15 protein-coding genes are annotated in these 16,946 nt (G+C 64.4%); 3 read left to right on the top strand and 12 right to left on the bottom strand.

Going from position 1 to position 16,946, the window contains the following annotated elements:
• Nucleotides 1-39: 39 nt before the first annotated feature.
• Nucleotides 40-1,824 (top strand): cation:proton antiporter, encoded by a 1,785-nt coding sequence (locus FJ959_RS26335; RefSeq protein WP_140624421.1) that lies wholly within the window; start codon nucleotides 40-42, stop codon nucleotides 1,822-1,824.
• Between the two features lie 134 nt (nucleotides 1,825-1,958).
• Here FJ959_RS26335 and FJ959_RS26330 read toward each other — a convergent pair whose 3' ends face one another.
• Nucleotides 1,959-2,396 carry a VOC family protein gene (locus tag FJ959_RS26330; RefSeq protein WP_140500250.1) on the bottom strand — a complete coding sequence of 146 codons (438 nt, stop codon included), beginning with the start codon at nucleotides 2,394-2,396 and terminating at the stop codon, nucleotides 1,959-1,961.
• Between the two features lie 90 nt (nucleotides 2,397-2,486).
• Nucleotides 2,487-3,296: a helix-turn-helix transcriptional regulator gene (locus tag FJ959_RS26325; protein ID WP_140632919.1), complete on the bottom strand. Its 810-nt coding sequence runs from the start codon at nucleotides 3,294-3,296 to the stop codon at nucleotides 2,487-2,489.
• Nucleotides 3,297-3,439: 143 nt separating this feature from the next.
• Between FJ959_RS26325 and FJ959_RS26320 the strand changes: the two genes are divergently transcribed.
• Entirely contained in the window at nucleotides 3,440-4,360 is a 921-nt protein-coding gene (locus FJ959_RS26320) for a zinc-binding dehydrogenase (protein ID WP_140632916.1), read from the top strand.
• Between the two features lie 26 nt (nucleotides 4,361-4,386).
• On the opposite strand, the gene FJ959_RS26315 is transcribed toward FJ959_RS26320, so the two are convergent.
• From FJ959_RS26315 to FJ959_RS26285, 7 genes are all read right to left on the bottom strand, one after another.
• On the bottom strand, nucleotides 4,387-5,139 hold the full coding sequence (locus tag FJ959_RS26315) for an SDR family oxidoreductase (RefSeq protein WP_140500256.1): 753 nt from the start codon (nucleotides 5,137-5,139) through the stop codon (nucleotides 4,387-4,389).
• A 50-nt stretch (nucleotides 5,140-5,189) separates the two neighbouring features.
• Nucleotides 5,190-7,454, bottom strand: a complete 2,265-nt coding sequence (locus tag FJ959_RS26310; RefSeq protein WP_140500258.1) for a transglycosylase domain-containing protein — start codon at nucleotides 7,452-7,454, stop codon at nucleotides 5,190-5,192.
• Between the two features lie 137 nt (nucleotides 7,455-7,591).
• The gene (locus FJ959_RS26305; protein ID WP_140513770.1) at nucleotides 7,592-7,738 is read right to left on the bottom strand and encodes a hypothetical protein; all 147 of its coding nucleotides are present in this window, start codon (nucleotides 7,736-7,738) and stop codon (nucleotides 7,592-7,594) included.
• Between the two features lie 23 nt (nucleotides 7,739-7,761).
• On the bottom strand, nucleotides 7,762-8,016 hold the full coding sequence (locus FJ959_RS26300; protein ID WP_140500262.1) for a GlsB/YeaQ/YmgE family stress response membrane protein: 255 nt from the start codon (nucleotides 8,014-8,016) through the stop codon (nucleotides 7,762-7,764).
• Between the two features lie 110 nt (nucleotides 8,017-8,126).
• Nucleotides 8,127-8,330 (bottom strand): hypothetical protein, encoded by a 204-nt coding sequence (locus tag FJ959_RS26295; RefSeq protein ID WP_140522542.1) that lies wholly within the window; start codon nucleotides 8,328-8,330, stop codon nucleotides 8,127-8,129.
• An 83-nt stretch (nucleotides 8,331-8,413) separates the two neighbouring features.
• Nucleotides 8,414-9,034, bottom strand: a complete 621-nt coding sequence (locus FJ959_RS26290) for a ribonuclease D (protein WP_140500266.1) — start codon at nucleotides 9,032-9,034, stop codon at nucleotides 8,414-8,416.
• 148 nt (nucleotides 9,035-9,182) lie between these two features.
• Entirely contained in the window at nucleotides 9,183-10,565 is a 1,383-nt protein-coding gene (locus FJ959_RS26285; protein WP_140632913.1) for a M20/M25/M40 family metallo-hydrolase, read from the bottom strand.
• A 475-nt stretch (nucleotides 10,566-11,040) separates the two neighbouring features.
• Between FJ959_RS26285 and polA the strand changes: the two genes are divergently transcribed.
• Nucleotides 11,041-13,992 carry a DNA polymerase I gene (gene polA, locus FJ959_RS26280; protein ID WP_181171980.1) on the top strand — a complete coding sequence of 984 codons (2,952 nt, stop codon included), beginning with the start codon at nucleotides 11,041-11,043 and terminating at the stop codon, nucleotides 13,990-13,992.
• A gap of 39 nt (nucleotides 13,993-14,031) precedes the next feature.
• Here polA and FJ959_RS26275 read toward each other — a convergent pair whose 3' ends face one another.
• The 3 genes from FJ959_RS26275 to FJ959_RS26265 form a co-directional block, all read right to left on the bottom strand.
• Nucleotides 14,032-14,436, bottom strand: a complete 405-nt coding sequence (locus FJ959_RS26275) for a Fur family transcriptional regulator (RefSeq protein ID WP_140500273.1) — start codon at nucleotides 14,434-14,436, stop codon at nucleotides 14,032-14,034.
• Between the two features lie 183 nt (nucleotides 14,437-14,619).
• Entirely contained in the window at nucleotides 14,620-15,666 is a 1,047-nt protein-coding gene (mgrA, locus tag FJ959_RS26270) for an L-glyceraldehyde 3-phosphate reductase (RefSeq protein ID WP_140632907.1), read from the bottom strand.
• A gap of 133 nt (nucleotides 15,667-15,799) precedes the next feature.
• On the bottom strand, nucleotides 15,800-16,942 hold the full coding sequence (locus FJ959_RS26265) for a Gfo/Idh/MocA family oxidoreductase (protein ID WP_140500277.1): 1,143 nt from the start codon (nucleotides 16,940-16,942) through the stop codon (nucleotides 15,800-15,802).
• Between the last annotated feature and the right edge of the window lie 4 nt (nucleotides 16,943-16,946).

Here is a 16,946-nt window from a genome sequence, read left to right as displayed (position 1 = left end):
ATATCCTGCATCGCTGGCTTGAAAGGCGCTCCATAGACAATGCCGCATGACACTCCCCTTATCGCCACCATCGTAGCCGGTCTGGGGCTCGCTTTCGTCTTCGGCGCTCTCGCCAACCGCTTCCGCATTCCGCCGTTGGTCGGCTATCTCGTGGCCGGCGTGCTGGTTGGGCCGAACACGCCCGGTTTCGTCGCTGACGCAGGCCTTGCCAATGAGCTCGCCGAAATCGGCGTCATCCTGTTGATGTTCGGCGTCGGCCTGCATTTTTCGCTGAAGGATCTCCTGTCGGTCCGCGCCATTGCCGTGCCCGGCGCCATCGTCCAGATCGGCTTTGCCACGGCACTCGGCGCGGGGCTTTCCTGGATGCTCGGCTGGTCGGCGGGAGCAGGACTGGTCTTTGGCCTGGCGCTGTCGGTGGCCTCGACCGTGGTGCTGCTGCGCGCCCTGCAGGAGCGTCGACTGATCGAGACCGAGCGCGGCCGCATTGCCGTCGGCTGGCTGATCGTCGAGGACCTGGCCATGGTGCTGGCCCTGGTGCTTTTGCCAGCGCTTGCCGGCGTGCTTGGCGGCCAGGAGCAGGCGGATGCCCATGCGAGCGGCCTGCTGTCGCTGCCCGCGAGCTACGGCATCTGGGGCGTCGTCGGCATCACGCTGGCCAAGGTCGCCGCCTTCGTCATCGTCATGCTGGTGGTAGGCCGCCGCGTCATTCCCTGGATCCTGCACTATGTCGCCCATACCGGCTCGCGCGAGCTGTTTCGGCTTTCGGTGCTGGCGATAGCGCTTGGCGTCGCCTTCGGCGCGGCCAAGCTGTTCGGCGTCTCGCTGGCACTGGGCGCTTTCTTCGCCGGCATGATCATGAGCGAGTCCGAACTCAGCCACCGCGCCGCGGAGGAATCGCTGCCGTTGCGCGATGCCTTCTCGGTGCTGTTCTTCGTCTCGGTCGGTATGCTGTTCGACCCGTTCAGCCTGTTCAGCAACGGCTTGCCGATTCTGGCAACGCTCGCCATCATCGTCGTCGGCAAGTCGCTGGCGGCCTTCCTCATCGTCGTCGCCTTCGGTTATCCCCTGGCGACGGCGCTGATGATTTCGGCGAGCCTTGCCCAGATCGGCGAGTTCTCCTTCATCCTGGCCGAACTCGGCGTCGGGCTGAAACTGCTGCCCGAACAGGGGCGCGATCTCATCCTGGCGGGCGCCATCCTTTCGATCGTGCTCAACCCGGTGATGTTCCTGGTCATCGACTGGATGAAGCCATGGCTCGAGGCCCGCGCCGCCAGGACGGCGCCGCCTGTGGAGCCCAAACCGGTCGGCCCGGCGACGGAGCCCGGCCAGGTGGCTTCCGTAGCCTCGGCGGCGAAGCAGGAAGATGGGCCGCCGCCAAGAACAGCCCTCAGCGGCCACGCGATCCTGATCGGCTACGGCCGTGTCGGCAGTCTCGTCGGCGCTGCGTTGAAGGAAGCCGCCCTGCCCTTCCTGGTGGTCGAGGATGCCGACAAGACACTGGTGAAGCTCAGGGCCGAGGGCATCGAGACCGTGGCCGGCAACGCCGCCAATGCCGAAGTGTTTGCAGCCGCCAACCCCGAAGGCGCAAAACGGCTAATCCTGGCCATCCCCAATGCCTTCGAGGCCGGTCAGATCGTGCTGCGTGCGCGCGCCGCCAATCCCGCCATCAACGTCGTCGCCCGCGCCCATTCCGATGCCGAGGTCGAGCATCTCAAGGGGCTCGGCGCCGATACGGTGATCATGGGCGAACGCGAGATCGCGCGCGGCATCGTGGAAGAGGTGCTTGGTCACAAGCCGCGGGCGGCTGAACCGTCCGCCGCCTGAGCCGATCCTGCACGGACCTAATCCGTGCTTAGCGAGAACGCGGCCGACCGTGGAGGGCTGGACCTCGAACAGGTGGGGCGGCCTTGGACGCGCCCGCTGACATCGGCCACTCCTGCCATTTCTTCGTATTGCGCTTAACCGAGTTCTTGGGCGAGTCCGATGAGCAACCCCTCAGGCCCACGGATGTAGCAGAGCCGATACACGTCTTTATACTGGACTACTTCGCCTACGAGCTGCGCGCCGCGCGTGCGGAGCCTTTCAAGCGTCTCGTCGATGTCATCCACGGTGAACATGACGCGGAGGTAGCCTAGGGCGTTGACCGGGGCGTTCCGGTGATCTGCGACGACAGGCGGCCTGAGGAACCGGGAGAGCTCGAGCCGGCTATGGCCGTCCGGTGTGCGCATCATGGCAATCTCGACATGCTGATCGCCCAGTCCGGTGACACGTCCGGCCCATTCTCCTTCGATCGTGGCCCGTCCTTCGAGCTCGAGGCCGAGTTCGCGAAAGAAATCAACCGCCTCTCCGAGGTCTTCGACGACGATTCCTACGTTGTCCATCCGCTTGAGCGCCATGTTTCCATCTCCAAGGTGTCGTTCGAATCTACAAGGCGTCGCCTGGTCCAACAATGGATGCTCGAGGTGCTCCGCCTGCAGCCAGGTTGATCACGCCACGAAGGCAGAGCCGCCATTTTGCGCGACGCTGCCGAGGTATTTTGCCGGCGGCTTGCCAAGCGCCTTCTTGAACATGGTGATGAAGGCGGTGACGGAATCATAGCCGAGATCGCCGGAGACCTGCTGCACGCTCGCACCGGAGGCAAGTTCTCGAATTGCGACGATCAGATGCAACTGCTGGCGCCAGCGTCCGAAGCTTAAGCCAGTCTCCTTCACGACGAGACGGGCGAGATTGCTCTCGCTGAGCGCAACCCGGCTGGCCCATTGCGACAATGTGCTGCGGTCGGCGGGATCCTGCGCCAACGCTTCGGCGATCCGCCTCAATCGCGGCTCGGATGAGATCGGCAGATGCAGCCGCTGGACAGGCATGCGCGGCAGCTCAGCAAGCAGCATCCTGATCAAAAGCGCATCCCTCGCCTCATCATCCCCCACGCCATCGGACAGTTCGATGATCAGTTCGCGCAGCAGCGGCGAGACCGAAAGGGTGCAGCACCGGTCCGGCAATTCGGCGGCTCCCGGCTCGATGTAGACGAAGAAGATCCGGGCGTTGGCGGTCGCGATATTGCTGTGCTCCATGTCGCCGGGAATCCACACCCCGCAATGCGGCGGCACCATCCACAGGCCGCTCGGGACGCGGCATGTGACGCCACCGCCGAGCGCGAAGACGAGTTGGCCTTTGCGATGCCGATGGGAGGGGACTTCGGCCCTGGTTTCGGTAACGTCGACGCGCACGGCGATTGCCGGTGCGAGGACGTCATCCACATTGAAATCGAGCCATGGGTAACGAAGAGGTTGTCTCATGATTGACGGCTTTTAGCGATTAAACGCCACGATAGCTAAATTCTTCAAGCTGGGAAGTCGATAGGTTCCAGCTTGCCCATGCACCCGGTTGATCAGGATGCCACCGCGCTTTGCATCCACAAACCAGCAGGAAGGTACGTCTCATGCTCGCCCTAGCCATATCTTCCGACAGCCCCGCCGGACTGACGCTTGCCGAGGTCGAGGACCCACGGCCTCTCGCAAACGAGGCGCTTGTCTCGGTCCACACAACCTCGTTGAATCGCGGCGAATTGCGCCTGCTCACCATACGCCCGGACGGCTGGATACCCGGCCAGGACCTCGTCGGGATCGTCGAACGGCCAGCGGCCGACGGCTCCGGGCCAGCCGTGGGCGCCCGGGTCGCGGCTCTGGTCGACCAGGCGGGCTGGGCCGAACGCGTCGCGGTTTCGACTGACCGCCTCGCCGTCCTGCCGGATGACGTCAGCTTCGTTTCCGCGGCCACGCTTCCGGTCGCGGGCACCACCGCGCTCAGGACTTTGCGCCATGGCGGCGACCTTGCCGGCCAACGGGTCCTGATCACCGGCGCAAGTGGAGCGGTCGGCCGTTTCCAGATCCAGATCGCGCGCGAACAGGGCGCGAGCGTGACCGCGGTCGCGGCCTCCCGGCATGGCGAGGATCTCCGCCGCCTGGGTGCCGGGCAAGTCGTCGAGGCGATCGAACTGGCTGAGGGGCCGTTCTCGCTGATCACCGAATCGGTCGGCGGCCAAAGCCTTGCCCACGCGATCGAACGCGTCGCGCCCGGCGGGACGATCGTCATGTTCGGCTCAAGCAGTGGCGAACTCACGCCAATTGGGTTCCGCCAGTTCGTTCCGGGTCACGAGGGGGCGAGGCTTCAGACTTTCGCCTACTACACGTCTGGCGCGGGCATTGGCTCGGACATCGCCTCGCTGCTCGCTCTCGTTGCGGCCGGCCGGCTGGAAACCCGCGTCGCCCTGACCATGCCATGGACCGACATCGCCCAAGCCCTGGATGCGCTGCGACAGCGCAGCTTCAGCGGCAAGGCTGTTCTCACCATGACCGGATGAACGATCCCTAGCCTGAGGTCAGCCCATCACACGTGCTGGCCGCCATTGATGTGGATTTCCGAGCCGGTCACATAAGACGCCTGCCCGGAGCACAGGAAGAAGATGATGTCGGCGACCTCGGCCGTGGTACCCAGCCGCCTGAGCGGAATGGTCTCGACGATCTTGTCCGTGCCCGGCGACAGGATCGCCGTGTCGATTTCGCCCGGCGCAATGGCGTTGACGCGGATCCCGTGCGGCCCGAAATCATGCGCCATCTCGCGCGTCAGCGAGCCGAGCGCCGCCTTCGATGTCGCATAGGCGGTGCCGGCGAAGGGATGCACCCGGGTGCCGGCGATCGAGGTGACGTTGACGATCGACCCTTTCGCCGATGCCAGTTCCTTGAACAGCCCGCGCGCCAGCATGATCGGCGCGAAGAAATTGACCTGGAACACGTCGCGCCAGACATGCATCGGCGTGTCGATGGAGTTCATGCGGCTGTTGCCGTCCTTGAGCTTTGGCGAAATGCCGGCATTGTTGACCAGCGCGTGCAGCTGGCCGCCATGCGCCTCGAGCCGGTGGCGGATTTCGGAGACGGCGATGCCGACATCCTCCTGGTCGGCGAGATCGACCTTGATGTGGTCCTCGGGCCCGGCCGGCCACGGGCAATCCTCGGCAAATGCCTGGCGCGAGCAGGTGATGACGCGCCAGCCCTCGCGCGAGAAACGCTTGACCGTGGCATGGCCGATGCCACGGCTGGCGCCGGTCAGCACAATGGTCTTCCTGGTGTCGATCTCTGCCATGTCGGGAGGTGTAGCCGAACGGTGTGGCGCTGGCGAGAGGCGAGTTGCCGCTAGCCTCCGCCGAGAATGTCGAGGATCGACGTCTGCCGCTTCTTGAGCGGACCGCCGACACTGCCCGGCGGCACCGGATGTCCGACCGAGGCGGTGGTTCCGGAGTCGCCCGGCATATCGAAACCGTCGGCGTCGACCGTCTGGGCCGGGCGGGGCGCGCGAACCGGCGCTGGCTGCGCCGCGACGGCAGCGGGCGCCGACTGGCCGACAGGCGCTTGCGGCTTCGGAGCCGGCTGTGTCGCATCGGCCGACGGGATTTCGTCCGGCACGATCCTATCGGCCGGCGTCGATTTCCAGGTACCAGGCAGCGGCCGCACGGGCACGCCCTCATGCGCGGCGACCATGAACTCGTGCCAGGCCTGCGCCGGCAGCGCGCCGCCGGTGACCTTCTTCATCGGGCTGCCGTCGTCATTGCCGAACCATACGCCGGTGGTGAGATTGGCGGTGTAGCCGACGAACCAGGCGTCGCGCGAATTCTGGCTGGTGCCGGTCTTGCCGGCCGACGGCCAGGTGAAGGCCGCCTTCCTGGCCGTGCCGATCTCCACCGTCCCGGTCATCATCGAGTTCATCATGCCGACGATCTCGGGCTTCACCACGCGCGGCGCGCTGCCGCTGCCGGCGTCGTACAGCACCTTGCCCTCGGCTGATGTCACGCGGCGGATGAAATGGATGTCCGGCTTGTAGCCGCCATTGGCGAAAGGCACATAGGCCGAGGTCAGCTCCAGCGGCGTCACTTCCGACGTGCCTAGCGCGATCGAGGTGTTGGCCTGCAGATCGGACTGGATGCCCATGCGATGCGCCGCCTCGACCACTGCGTCCGGCCCCACTTCCATGGTCAGCTGGGCCGCCACCGAGTTCAGCGACTTCGCCAAGGCGGTTGCCAGCGTCACCTTCCCGAAATACTTGCCGCCGTAATTGTCGGGTGTCCATTTGCCGATCTTGATCGGCGCATCGTTGCGCACGCTGTCGGGCGTGCGGCCGGCCTCGAGGGCGGCCATGTAGACGAACGGCTTGAACGCCGAACCGGGCTGCCGGCGCGCTTCCGAGGCGCGGTCGAACTGGCTGGTCGAATAATCGTAGCCGCCGACCATGGCGCGCACCGCGCCCGAATCGTCGATCGACACCAGCGCGCCCTGGGTGACGTTGAGCTTCTTGCCGCTTTCGTCGATCAGCCGGCGGATCGATTGTTCCGCGAGCTTCTGCAGGTTCAGGTCGACGGTAGAATCGATGACGATGTCGCCGCGCACGTCGCCGATCAGATCGGGCAGTTCTTCCATGATGGTATCGGCAACGTAGTTTTCCGAGCCTGTCCAGTAGGACGGCGCGCGCGTTGCCGGCGCGCTCATCGCCGTGGTCAGCTCCTTGGCGCTGATCTTGCCCTCGTCGCGCATGGCGGCGAGCACCAGCTGCGCGCGGTCCTCGGCGGCCTTGGGGTCGCGTGCCGGCGACAGTCGCGACGGCGCCTTCAGGAGACCGGCAAGCAGCGCCGCCTCCGACAAGGTGACATCGCGCGCGCTCTTGCCGAAATAACGGCGCGAGGCCGCTTCGACGCCATAGGCGCCCGAGCCGAAATAGACCCGGTTGAGGTACATTTCGAGGATCTGGTCCTTGGTGTGCTTGTGCTCCAGCCACAGCGCCAGCAGCACCTCCTGCACCTTGCGCTCCAACGTCCGGTCTGGCGTCAGGAACAGGTTCTTGGCCAGTTGCTGCGTCAGCGTCGAACCGCCTTGCGAGAAATGCCCGCCGGCGAGATTGGCGACCATGGCGCGCGACAGGCCGATCGGGTCGACGCCGAAATGCGAATAGAAGCGGCGGTCCTCGATGGCGATGACCGCCTCGGGGATGTAGGGCGACATTTCGTGCAGGCCGACCGCCTCGCCGCCGCTCATGCCGCGATTGGCGAGCAGTTGGCCGTCGGCGGAGACGATCTTGATATTGGGCGCGCGATCGGGGATCGACCAGGTCGTGGCCGCCGGCATCTTGGCACCGTAGTAGACGACGACGCCGGCCACGGCGATGCCGCCCCAGATGGCCAGCACGAAGCACCAGTAGACCAGCCGGCCGAGCACGCCGAACAGGCCGCGCCGGCTCCTGCCGCGCCTGGCACGCGACGATTTTGCCTTTGGCGGTTTGCGTTTGGCGGAGGCTTTGCGGTTGCTGGGCACGACGCGATCCTCCTCGCTCACCGAAAGACCGGTCTGGGATCTCGCTTGTGGCGGTCCCTCGAAACTGGGTTCGATGCGGCTGTCTCTGCGGTTCGCCATGCGCTGCGCTTGATATCCCGATGCCTATGGCGTTCGGGTTGCAGAGTAGATGCGGCGGTTTAAAGGCGGGTTAAATCCGGCAGGCAGCGATAGTCAGGCGTGGGGAGCAATGCGGAGCCGGCAAGCCCGGGCTCCGTTCAGTTCTGCTGGATCGAGATGCCCTTGTCGTCGATCTTGAGTTCAACGCCTTTCGGCTTGGTCTGTTCGCGGTAGACGTAGACGCCGAGCGCGATGACCACGGCGACGAGCGCGCCAATGACGAGATAGAGCGTATTCTGTTTCATGGCGCGCTCCTCGGTGCCCGGCCTCAGGCTCGCTTCAGGACCCTGACCAGGATCAGCAGGATGATGGCGCCGATGGTGGCGTGAATAATGGAGGCGAGGATGCCGCCGCCGATGGACAAGCCGATCCGCGGGAACAGCCAGCCCGCGATGAACGCGCCGATGATGCCGACGATGATGTTGCCGATCAGGCCGAAGCCGAAACCGGAGACGATGAGACCGGCGAGCCAGCCGGCGATGGCACCGATGATGATGAAGACGAGCAGGCTTTCGACGCCCATGGCGATTTCCCTCCGAGCAAGAGGCGAGCGCGGAGCGGAAAGCCCCGAATCGGCCTCGATATCAACGGCTTCAGGCTATGCGAAAGCGGCCGGCCTCGCCAGCGGCCTGCTCATTGGTCGCCGTCGTCGCTCGCGGCGGGCCGCCAGCTCGTCGGCTCGACCTTCTTCTGCGTATCGCTGTCGATGTAGACCCACCAGCCGCCGTCTCGGTATTGCGCGATGGATTCGTTGAGCACGCCGTCGCCGTCCTTCCAGGTCACGGTGACCTTGGAACCGTCGGTGGGCGCGGTCGATATGGGCTTCCTGTCCGTCATGTCATCCCTCTTTTCGAGCCGACGGAACACGACGGCCGGCATCTGGTCCCGGACGGAACATCGGCGGCAGCGCCGCGACGCCGTCAGCTATGAGCGAAAATATCCTCTTCGTCCCAGCCCATGAGGTCAAGCTTGGCGCGTGTCGGCAGGAAGCGGAAACAGGCGTCGGCCTCTTTCGTGCGATCCTCGCGCGCCAGCCGCGCCGCCAGCACGTCGCGCAGCCGGTGCAGATAGAGCACGTCGGATGCGGCGTATTCGAGTTGTTCGGGCGACAGCGTTTCGGCCGCCCAGTCCGACGATTGCTGCGCCTTGGACAGGCCGACGCCCAGAAGCTCGAAGCAGATGTCTTTGAGACCATGCCGGTCGGTGTAGGTGCGGGTCAGCCGCGAGGCGATCTTGGTGCAGAATACCGGCTCGGGCATCACACCGAACGCATGGTAGAGCACGGCAAGGTCGAAGCGCCCATAGTGGAACAGCTTGGTCACGCTGTGGTTTCCCAAGAGTTTGACGAGGTTCGGCGCTTCCTTTTGGCCCGGCGCGATCTGGATGACGTCGGCGCTGCCGTCGCCGGGTGAAATCTGCACCACGCACAACCGGTCGCGATGCGGGTTCAGGCCCAGCGTTTCCGTATCGATGGCAACCGCCCCGACATTGTAGCGGGACAGGTCGGGCAGATCGTTTTTGTGGAAACGGATATCGCTCATCGTCTTCTCCGGGGTCGCGCTTTCGGCATCGCGCATCCATCGAGCGGACGCGCGCGCTCCAGCACGTTGCGCTGGCAACCCGTCCTTGCCGTGATCGGCGGAAAAATCAACATAAACTTGATTTTCCCGCCTTTCGTGAGTTCCCGGCTCAGCGCGTCAGCGCGTCCAGAATGCGCGCCCAGGAGCGCTGGCCCTTGTGGAACGAACTCAACTCATACTTTTCGTTGGGCGAGTGGATGCGGTCGTCGTCGAGGCCGAAACCGACCAGCAGCGATTCCATGCCGAGATAGGTCTGGAAATCGCCGACCACGGGGATCGAGCCGCCGCTGCCGATCGTCACCGCCGGCTTCGGCCATTCGTCCGACAGCGCCGTCTTGGCCTTGGCCAGGAACGGCGAGTCGTAGGAAAGCTGGATCGCCGGCGAGCCACCATGCGGGTGGAACTCCACCGAACAGTCGGCCGGAATGCGATCCCTGACGAATTGCTGGAAGGCGGCGCGGATCTTCCTGGGATCCTGCTTGTGGACGAGGCGGAAAGATACTTTCGCCGAGGCCTGCGCCGCAATCACTGTTTTGAAGCCCTTGCCGGTATAGCCGCCGGTGATGCCGTTGAACTCGGCCGTCGGCCGTGCCCAGGTGAGTTCCAGCAGCGAGCGGCCCTTTTCGCCCGACGGAATCGACAGGCCGACGGGGCCAAGGAACGTCTCGGCCGTTTCGCCCAGCGTTTCCCATGATTTCAGGATCTGCGACGGCGTTTCCTCGACGCCGTCATAGAAGCCCGGGATGGTGATATGGCCGTCCTTGTCGTGAATGTCGGCCAGCACCTTTGCCAGGATGCGGATCGGGTTGGCAGCGGCGCCGCCATAGAGACCCGAATGCAGGTCGCGGTCGGCGGCCTTCACGATGATCTCCTCGCCAACCAGCCCGCGCAGCCCCACGCAGATCGACGGCGTGTCGCGGTCCCACATGCTGGTATCGCAGACCAGCGCGAAATCGGCCTTGAGTTCATCGGCATTGGCCTCGAGGAAGGGCTTCAGCGACGGCGAGCCCGACTCCTCCTCTCCCTCGAACAAGATAGTAATGCGGCACGGCAGATTGCCATGCACCTGCTTCCAGGCCCGGCAAGCCTCGACGAAGGTCATCAACTGACCCTTATCGTCGGCCGAGCCGCGCCCGGTGATCACCTTGTGGCCGGGCTCGATCTCCTTGACCGCCGGCGCGAACGGGTCGTTTTCCCAAAGCTCGATCGGATCGACCGGCTGTACGTCATAGTGGCCATAGAACAGCACATGCGGTGAACCGGCCGGCCCGTCATGATGCGCAACCACCATCGGGTGGCCGGGCGTGTCGCGGACGCTGGCGTCGAAGCCGATCACCTTGAGTTCTTCCACCAGCCATTCGGCCGCCTTGCGGCAATCGGCGGCATAGGCCGGATCGGTGGAGATCGACCTGATCCGGAGCAGGCCGAACAGGCGCTCCAGGCTCTGGTCGAGATTCTTGTCGAGACGGTCGAGAACGGGGGAAATTGACATTGGCGAGCCTTTCGATTCAGTGCCGGAACCGTAAAGGCAGAGCGGACAAACGAAAAGCCCGGGAGCATTGGACCACGGGCTCAAGCGTTTATTCGAAACAAAAAAAGACCGCCGTGGTGGAGGGGGAACCACGGCGGCCCTTCTACTCGAAACGATGCGGCAGCCCGGAGAGGGGGGATAGGCTGCCGCAGGTGTCCGGGATAGGCGGGGGACGGGCCTTGCTCCGGACGTCGGCGAAAATTGCCGATGACATTTATCTGTGTCCTCGAACGTGGCGATTCAAGGGCACGAATATTACACTTTTGTAACATGGCCGTGAGCTGCCGTTCGACAGGCGGGACCAAGCCCTCCCGCGGGCGAAAATAATGCCGATTTCAGCTCTTTCCAACCAACCCGTCGCCTGCCTGTCAGGGTGTTGCTGGAAGCGGTGCCTTTGGCATGGACCAAGCCGCCGCGCCGCGCTATCCCTGCCGGCATGAAAAAAGGCGATCATCTCTTTCTTGTCGACGGCTCCGGCTACATCTTCCGTGCCTATCATGCGCTGCCGCCGCTGACCCGCAAGTCCGACGGCCTGCCGGTCGGCGCCGTGTCCGGCTTCTGCAACATGTTGTGGAAGCTGATGCAGGATGCCCGCAACACCGATGTCGGCATCGTGCCGACGCATTTCGCCGTCATTTTCGACTATTCGTCGAAAACCTTCCGCAACGATCTCTATCCCGAATACAAGGCCAACCGTTCGGCGCCGCCGGAAGACCTGATCCCGCAATTCGGCCTCATCCGCCAGGCGACCAGGGCGTTCAACCTGCCCTGTCTCGAGATGGAAGGGTTCGAGGCCGACGACCTCATCGCGACCTATTGCCGGCTGGCCTGCGAGGCCGGCGGCGACACCACCATCATCTCCTCCGACAAGGACCTGATGCAGTTGGTCGGCCCGACGGTGAGCATGTACGATCCGATGAAGGATCGCCAGATCGGCATTCCCGAGGTCATCGAGAAATGGGGCGTGCCGCCGGAGAAGATGATCGACCTGCAGGCATTGACCGGCGATTCCGTCGACAATGTTCCCGGCGTGCCGGGCATCGGACCGAAGACTGCGGCGCAATTGCTCGAACAGTTCGGTGACCTAGACGGACTGCTTGAGCGCGCCGGCGAGATCAAGCAGGAGAAACGACGCGAATCCATCATCGCCAATGCCGACAAGGCGCGCATCTCGCGCCAGCTGGTGACGTTGAAGAACGATGTGCCGGTGGCCGAGGGGCTGGACGAATTCGTCCTGCACGCGCCGGACGGGCCGAAGCTGATCGGCTTCCTCAAGGCCATGGAATTCTCTTCGCTGACCCGCCGCGTGGCGGAAACCACGGGAACCGAGGCAAGCGACGTCCAGGCGATCGCTGTGACGGTCGAACGCGCCGACTCCGCGCATGGGCCGGATGTCGGCGCCGGCGCGCCGGTCGCGCCCAGCGCCGAGGCGAAGCAGGACGGCGAGACGGCCCTAGCCGCAGCCGGCGGCACGAAGGAGGGCAACACCCCTTCGCTTCTGTCGGCGCTTCGCCTGGAGGCCGCCACCGCCCGCAAGATCGACATTTCGGCCTATCAATGCATCCGCGATGTCGCCAGCCTGAAGGCCTGGGTCGCCGAGGCGCTGGAGACCGGCATCGTCGCCTTCGATGCCCGCGCGACGTCGCCCGATCCGATGCAGGCCGAACTGATCGGCTTGTCGCTGGCGACGGCGCCAGGTCGCGCCGCCTATGTGCCGTTCGCCCACAGGAGCGGAAATGGCGACCTGCTCGGCGGTGGTCCGATCGACAACCAGATCCCGCTGCGCGAGGCGCTGGCCGTGCTGAAACCGCTGCTCGAGGACAAGTCTGTCCTCAAGATCGCGCAGAACCTGAAATACGATCTCGTCATCATGAGCCGCTACGGTATCGACGTAGGCCCCTTCGACGATACCATGCTGATCTCCTACGTGCTCGATGCCGGCACCTCGCATGGCCACGGCATGGACGCGCTTGCCGAGAAATGGCTGGGCCATAGTCCGCTTCAGCTCAAGGACGTGACCGGCTCCGGGAAAAATTCCGTCGGCTTCGACCAGGTCGACGTCGACAAGGCGACCGCCCACGCGGCCGAGGACGCCGATGTGACGCTCAGGCTCTGGCTGGTGCTGAAGCCGCGGCTCGCCGCCAAGGGCCTGGTGTCGGTCTATGAACGGCTGGAACGGCCGCTGGTGCCGGTGCTGGCGCGCATGGAACAGCGCGGCATCTCGGTCGACCGGCAGATCCTGTCGCGACTGTCGGGCGAACTGGCGCAGGGCGCAGCCCGGCTCGAGGAAGAAATCTACCAGCTCGTCGGCGAGCGCATCAACATCGGCTCGCCCAAGCAGCTCGGCGACATCCTGTTCGGCCGCATGGGTCTGCCCGGCGGCTCCAAGACCAAGACCGGCCAATGGTCGACCTCGGCGCAGCTTCTGGAAGACCTCGCCGCCGAAGGCCACGAACTGCCGCGCAAGATCGTCGACTGGCGCCAGCTGACCAAGCTGAAATCGACCTACACCGATGCGCTGCCCGGCTTCGTCAACCCGGACACCAAGCGCGTCCACACCTCTTACGCGCTCGCCGCGACGACGACGGGGCGGCTGTCATCCTCCGACCCGAACCTGCAGAATATCCCGGTGCGCACCGCCGAGGGGCGCAGGATCAGAACGGCCTTCATCGCCGACAAGGGCAACCGCCTGGTTTCGGCCGACTACAGCCAGATCGAATTGCGCGTGCTCGCCCATGTCGCCGAGATCCCGCAATTGCGGCAGGCCTTCGCCGACGGCGCCGACATCCACGCCATCACGGCCTCGGAAATGTTCAACGTGCCCGTGGAGGGCATGCCTTCGGAAGTGCGCCGCCGCGCCAAGGCGATCAATTTCGGCATCATCTACGGCATCTCGGCTTTCGGCCTTGCCAACCAGCTGTCGATCCCGCGCGAGGAGGCCAGCAACTACATCAAAAAATATTTCGAGCGCTTCCCCGGCATCCGCGACTATATCGAAGAGACCAAGGCCTATGCCCGCGAGCACGGTTTCGTCGAAACCATCTTCGGCCGCCGCATCCACTACCCCGAGATCCGGTCTTCCAATCCCTCGATCCGCGCCTTCAACGAGCGCGCCTCGATCAACGCGCGCCTGCAAGGCACCGCCGCCGACATCATCCGCCGCGCCATGGTGCGCATGGACGAGGCGCTGGAGAAGGCCAGGCTTTCGACCCGCATGCTCTTGCAGGTGCATGACGAGCTGATCTTCGAGACGATCGAGGCGGAAGTGGAGGCGACGATCCCCGTCGTGCGCCATGTCATGGAGAACGCGGCCATGCCGGCGGTGTCGATGTCGGTGCCGCTGCATGTGGACGCTCGAGCGGCGAACAATTGGGACGAGGCGCACTAGCGCCAGGCCGGCATCACCTGAATATCGATACACCTTAGACTAGGCAGCTTGCGCCCGGCACTTGGCACATGTCCCGCGGAACTCGATCACCGCCTTCTTGGCGGCAAAGCCGGTGGAGCGCACCCATTCGTCCAGCCGGTGGCCGACATCATGGTCGGACATTTCGCTCACCTGGCCACATGTGTCGCAGATGGCGAAAGCGGTCATGGAATGGCTGTGATCGTGCGGTTCGACGCAGGCGACGAAGGAATTGAGGCTTTCCAGCCGATGCACGAAGCCGGACTTCACCAGCGTGTCGAGCGCGCGGTAGACCTGCAGCGGCGCGCGGAAACCCCGCTCGCGCAGCTGGTCAAGCAAGGTGTAGGCGCTGAGCGGCCCGCTGGCGGCCTCGAGTTTCTCGAGCACGCACAGCTGGTTCTTCGTCAGCACATCCCTTGCCGCCATGATCCTGTTTCCGACCTGCCTTGTGTCACATACAGGCCGTTTCCATATGCAAACGGCCCGTCCCATTCAGATAGCGACGAACCGCTGTCTTTGCTACTCCTCTGTTGAAACGCGCTGGCGCGGCATTCCGCAAACGATACCGGCGGGAGGGCTCCCACCGTTGTCGTTTGCCGGCTCCGATGCCTACTTCCTCGGCGGGCCATTGCGCTCGGCCGAGGCTGCCCACAGATTGATGTCGGACTCGCGCGCATAATTGTCGATCTCGGCAAGCTCGGCGTCGCTGAAGTCGGGCGCCTCCAGCGCGCCGACACAGTCCTCCACCTGCTCCGGCCGGCTGGCGCCGATCAGCGCCGATGTCACCTTGCCCTTGCGCAGCACCCACGCCAGCGCCATCTGCGCCAACGTCTGGCCGCGGCGGCCCGCGATCGCGTTCAATGCCTGTATGTTGGCGATGGTCTTGTCGTTGATGAAGGCCGGCCGCAGCGACTTGCCCTGGGAGGCACGGCTGCCCTCGGGGATGCCGCCGAGATATTTGTCGGTCAGCATGCCCTGTGCCAGCGGCGAGAACACGATGGAGCCGACGCCCAGCCCATCGAGCGTATCGAGCAGGCCATCGTCCTCGACCCAGCGGTTCAGCATCGAATAACTCGGCTGATGGATTACGCAAGGCGTGCCGAGCCGCTTCAGTATATCGGCCGCCTCGCGCGTGCGCTGCGAATTGTAGGATGAGATGCCGACATAGAGTGCCTTGCCCGCGCGCACCGCATGGTCGAGCGCGCCCATCGTTTCCTCCAGCGGCGTATCCGGATCGAAGCGGTGCGAATAGAAGATGTCGACATAGTCGAGCCCCATCCGCTTCAGGCTCTGGTCGAGGCTGGCCAGCAAATATTTGCGTCCGCCCCATTGGCCGTAGGGCCCCGCCCACATCTCGTAGCCGGCCTTGGTCGAGATGATGAGTTCGTCGCGGTAGGCGGCAAAGTCGGTGCGCAGTATCTCACCGAACGCAATTTCGGCCAAGCCGGGCGGCGGCCCGTAATTGTTGGCGAGGTCGAAATGCGTGATGCCGAGGTCGAAGGCCTTGCGCACGATCGCCTGCTTGGTCCCGTGCGGCGTGTCGTTGCCGAAATTGTGCCACAGCCCCAGCGAGATCGCCGGCAGCTTCAGGCCGGACCGCCCGCAGCGGTTATAGACCATTTTTTCATAGCGGTTTTCGGCGGCGACATAGGGCATGGGGAAAATCCTCGAAGCTGGATGGATTGGGCACTGTCATCGGAACGCGACGCGCAGGCCCTGCGCACCAACCCTTACCCTCTCCCCGCGAAAACGGGGAGAGGGTTCATCAAAATTATCGATAATCCGCGATCTAGCTCTTCTTCGCCATCAGCGCCTTGGCTTCCTTGATGCCGAGCGCGGCTGGACGTTCGCAGGTGGTCTGCATGGCGACGAACTTGCCGGTTTCGCCCGAGCGCAGGATTCCCGTCATGACGTCGACGGCGTGCAGCGCCAGCTCCATCGAGCAGCGGTGCGGCCTGCCCTCGGAGATCGCAATCGCCATGTCGGCGAGGCCGGCGGTGCGATAATTGGCCATCATGCCCTGCGAATGCATCTCATTGGGCACGCCGAACGGATGCTGCCATTTCGGCAGCTTCTTGACCGGCTTGGCCGCTTCGGTGAAGCGCACGTCGCCGCCGAAGAAGTTCGGATCCGGCACGAATACGCTCCCCATCTCGCCATAGAGCTCCATCGGCGCATGGCCGTGGCTCCAGACGTCCCAGCTGGTGTTGAGCGTGATCACGGCTCCGTTCTCGAACTCCAGCAGGCCGTGGATGGTGGTCGGCGTGTTGACCGGGATCCTTTCGCCCGCGCGCGGCTTCGAACTGATCGTGCGTTCCTTGGCCGGGGTTGTGGCGAAGGCCGCCACCTGCTTCACCGGTCCGATCAGCTGGATCAGATTGGTGATGTAATACGGCCCGATGTCGAGCACCGGGCCGGCGCCCGGCTGGAAGAAGAAGTCCGGATTGGGGTGCCAGTGCTCCATGCCGTGCCCCATGACATGGCAGGTGCCGCTGGTGATCCTGCCGAGCTTGCCGGTATCGATCAGGTTGCGCACCAACTGATGCGCGCCGCCGAAGAAGGTGTCGGGCGCCGAGCCGATGCGAAGTCCCTTCTTCTCCGCCCGCTTCTTCAAGTCGAGCCCCTCCTTGACCGAAAGCACGAACGGCTTTTCCGAATAGACATGCTTGCCCGCGTCGAGCACCTGTTTCGACACTTCGTAGTGCACGGCCGGAATGGTCAGGTTGACGATGATGTCGATGTCGTCGGCCTTGAGCAGGTCCTCGACCGTCTCGGCGCGCAGCTTGAACTCCTTCGCCCGCGCTTTCGCGGCGTCCATGTTGATATCGGCGCAGGCCCGCATCTTGATGCCGCGAAACAGCGGCGCCAGCGAGAAATATGCCTTCGAGATGTTGCCGCAGCCGATGACGCCGACGCCAAGTTTGTTTGCCATGATG

Source organism: Mesorhizobium sp. B2-2-4 (assembly GCF_006442375.1).
Classification (GTDB): domain Bacteria; phylum Pseudomonadota; class Alphaproteobacteria; order Rhizobiales; family Rhizobiaceae; genus Mesorhizobium.
This window is presented reverse-complemented; position numbering and strand designations above follow the sequence as displayed.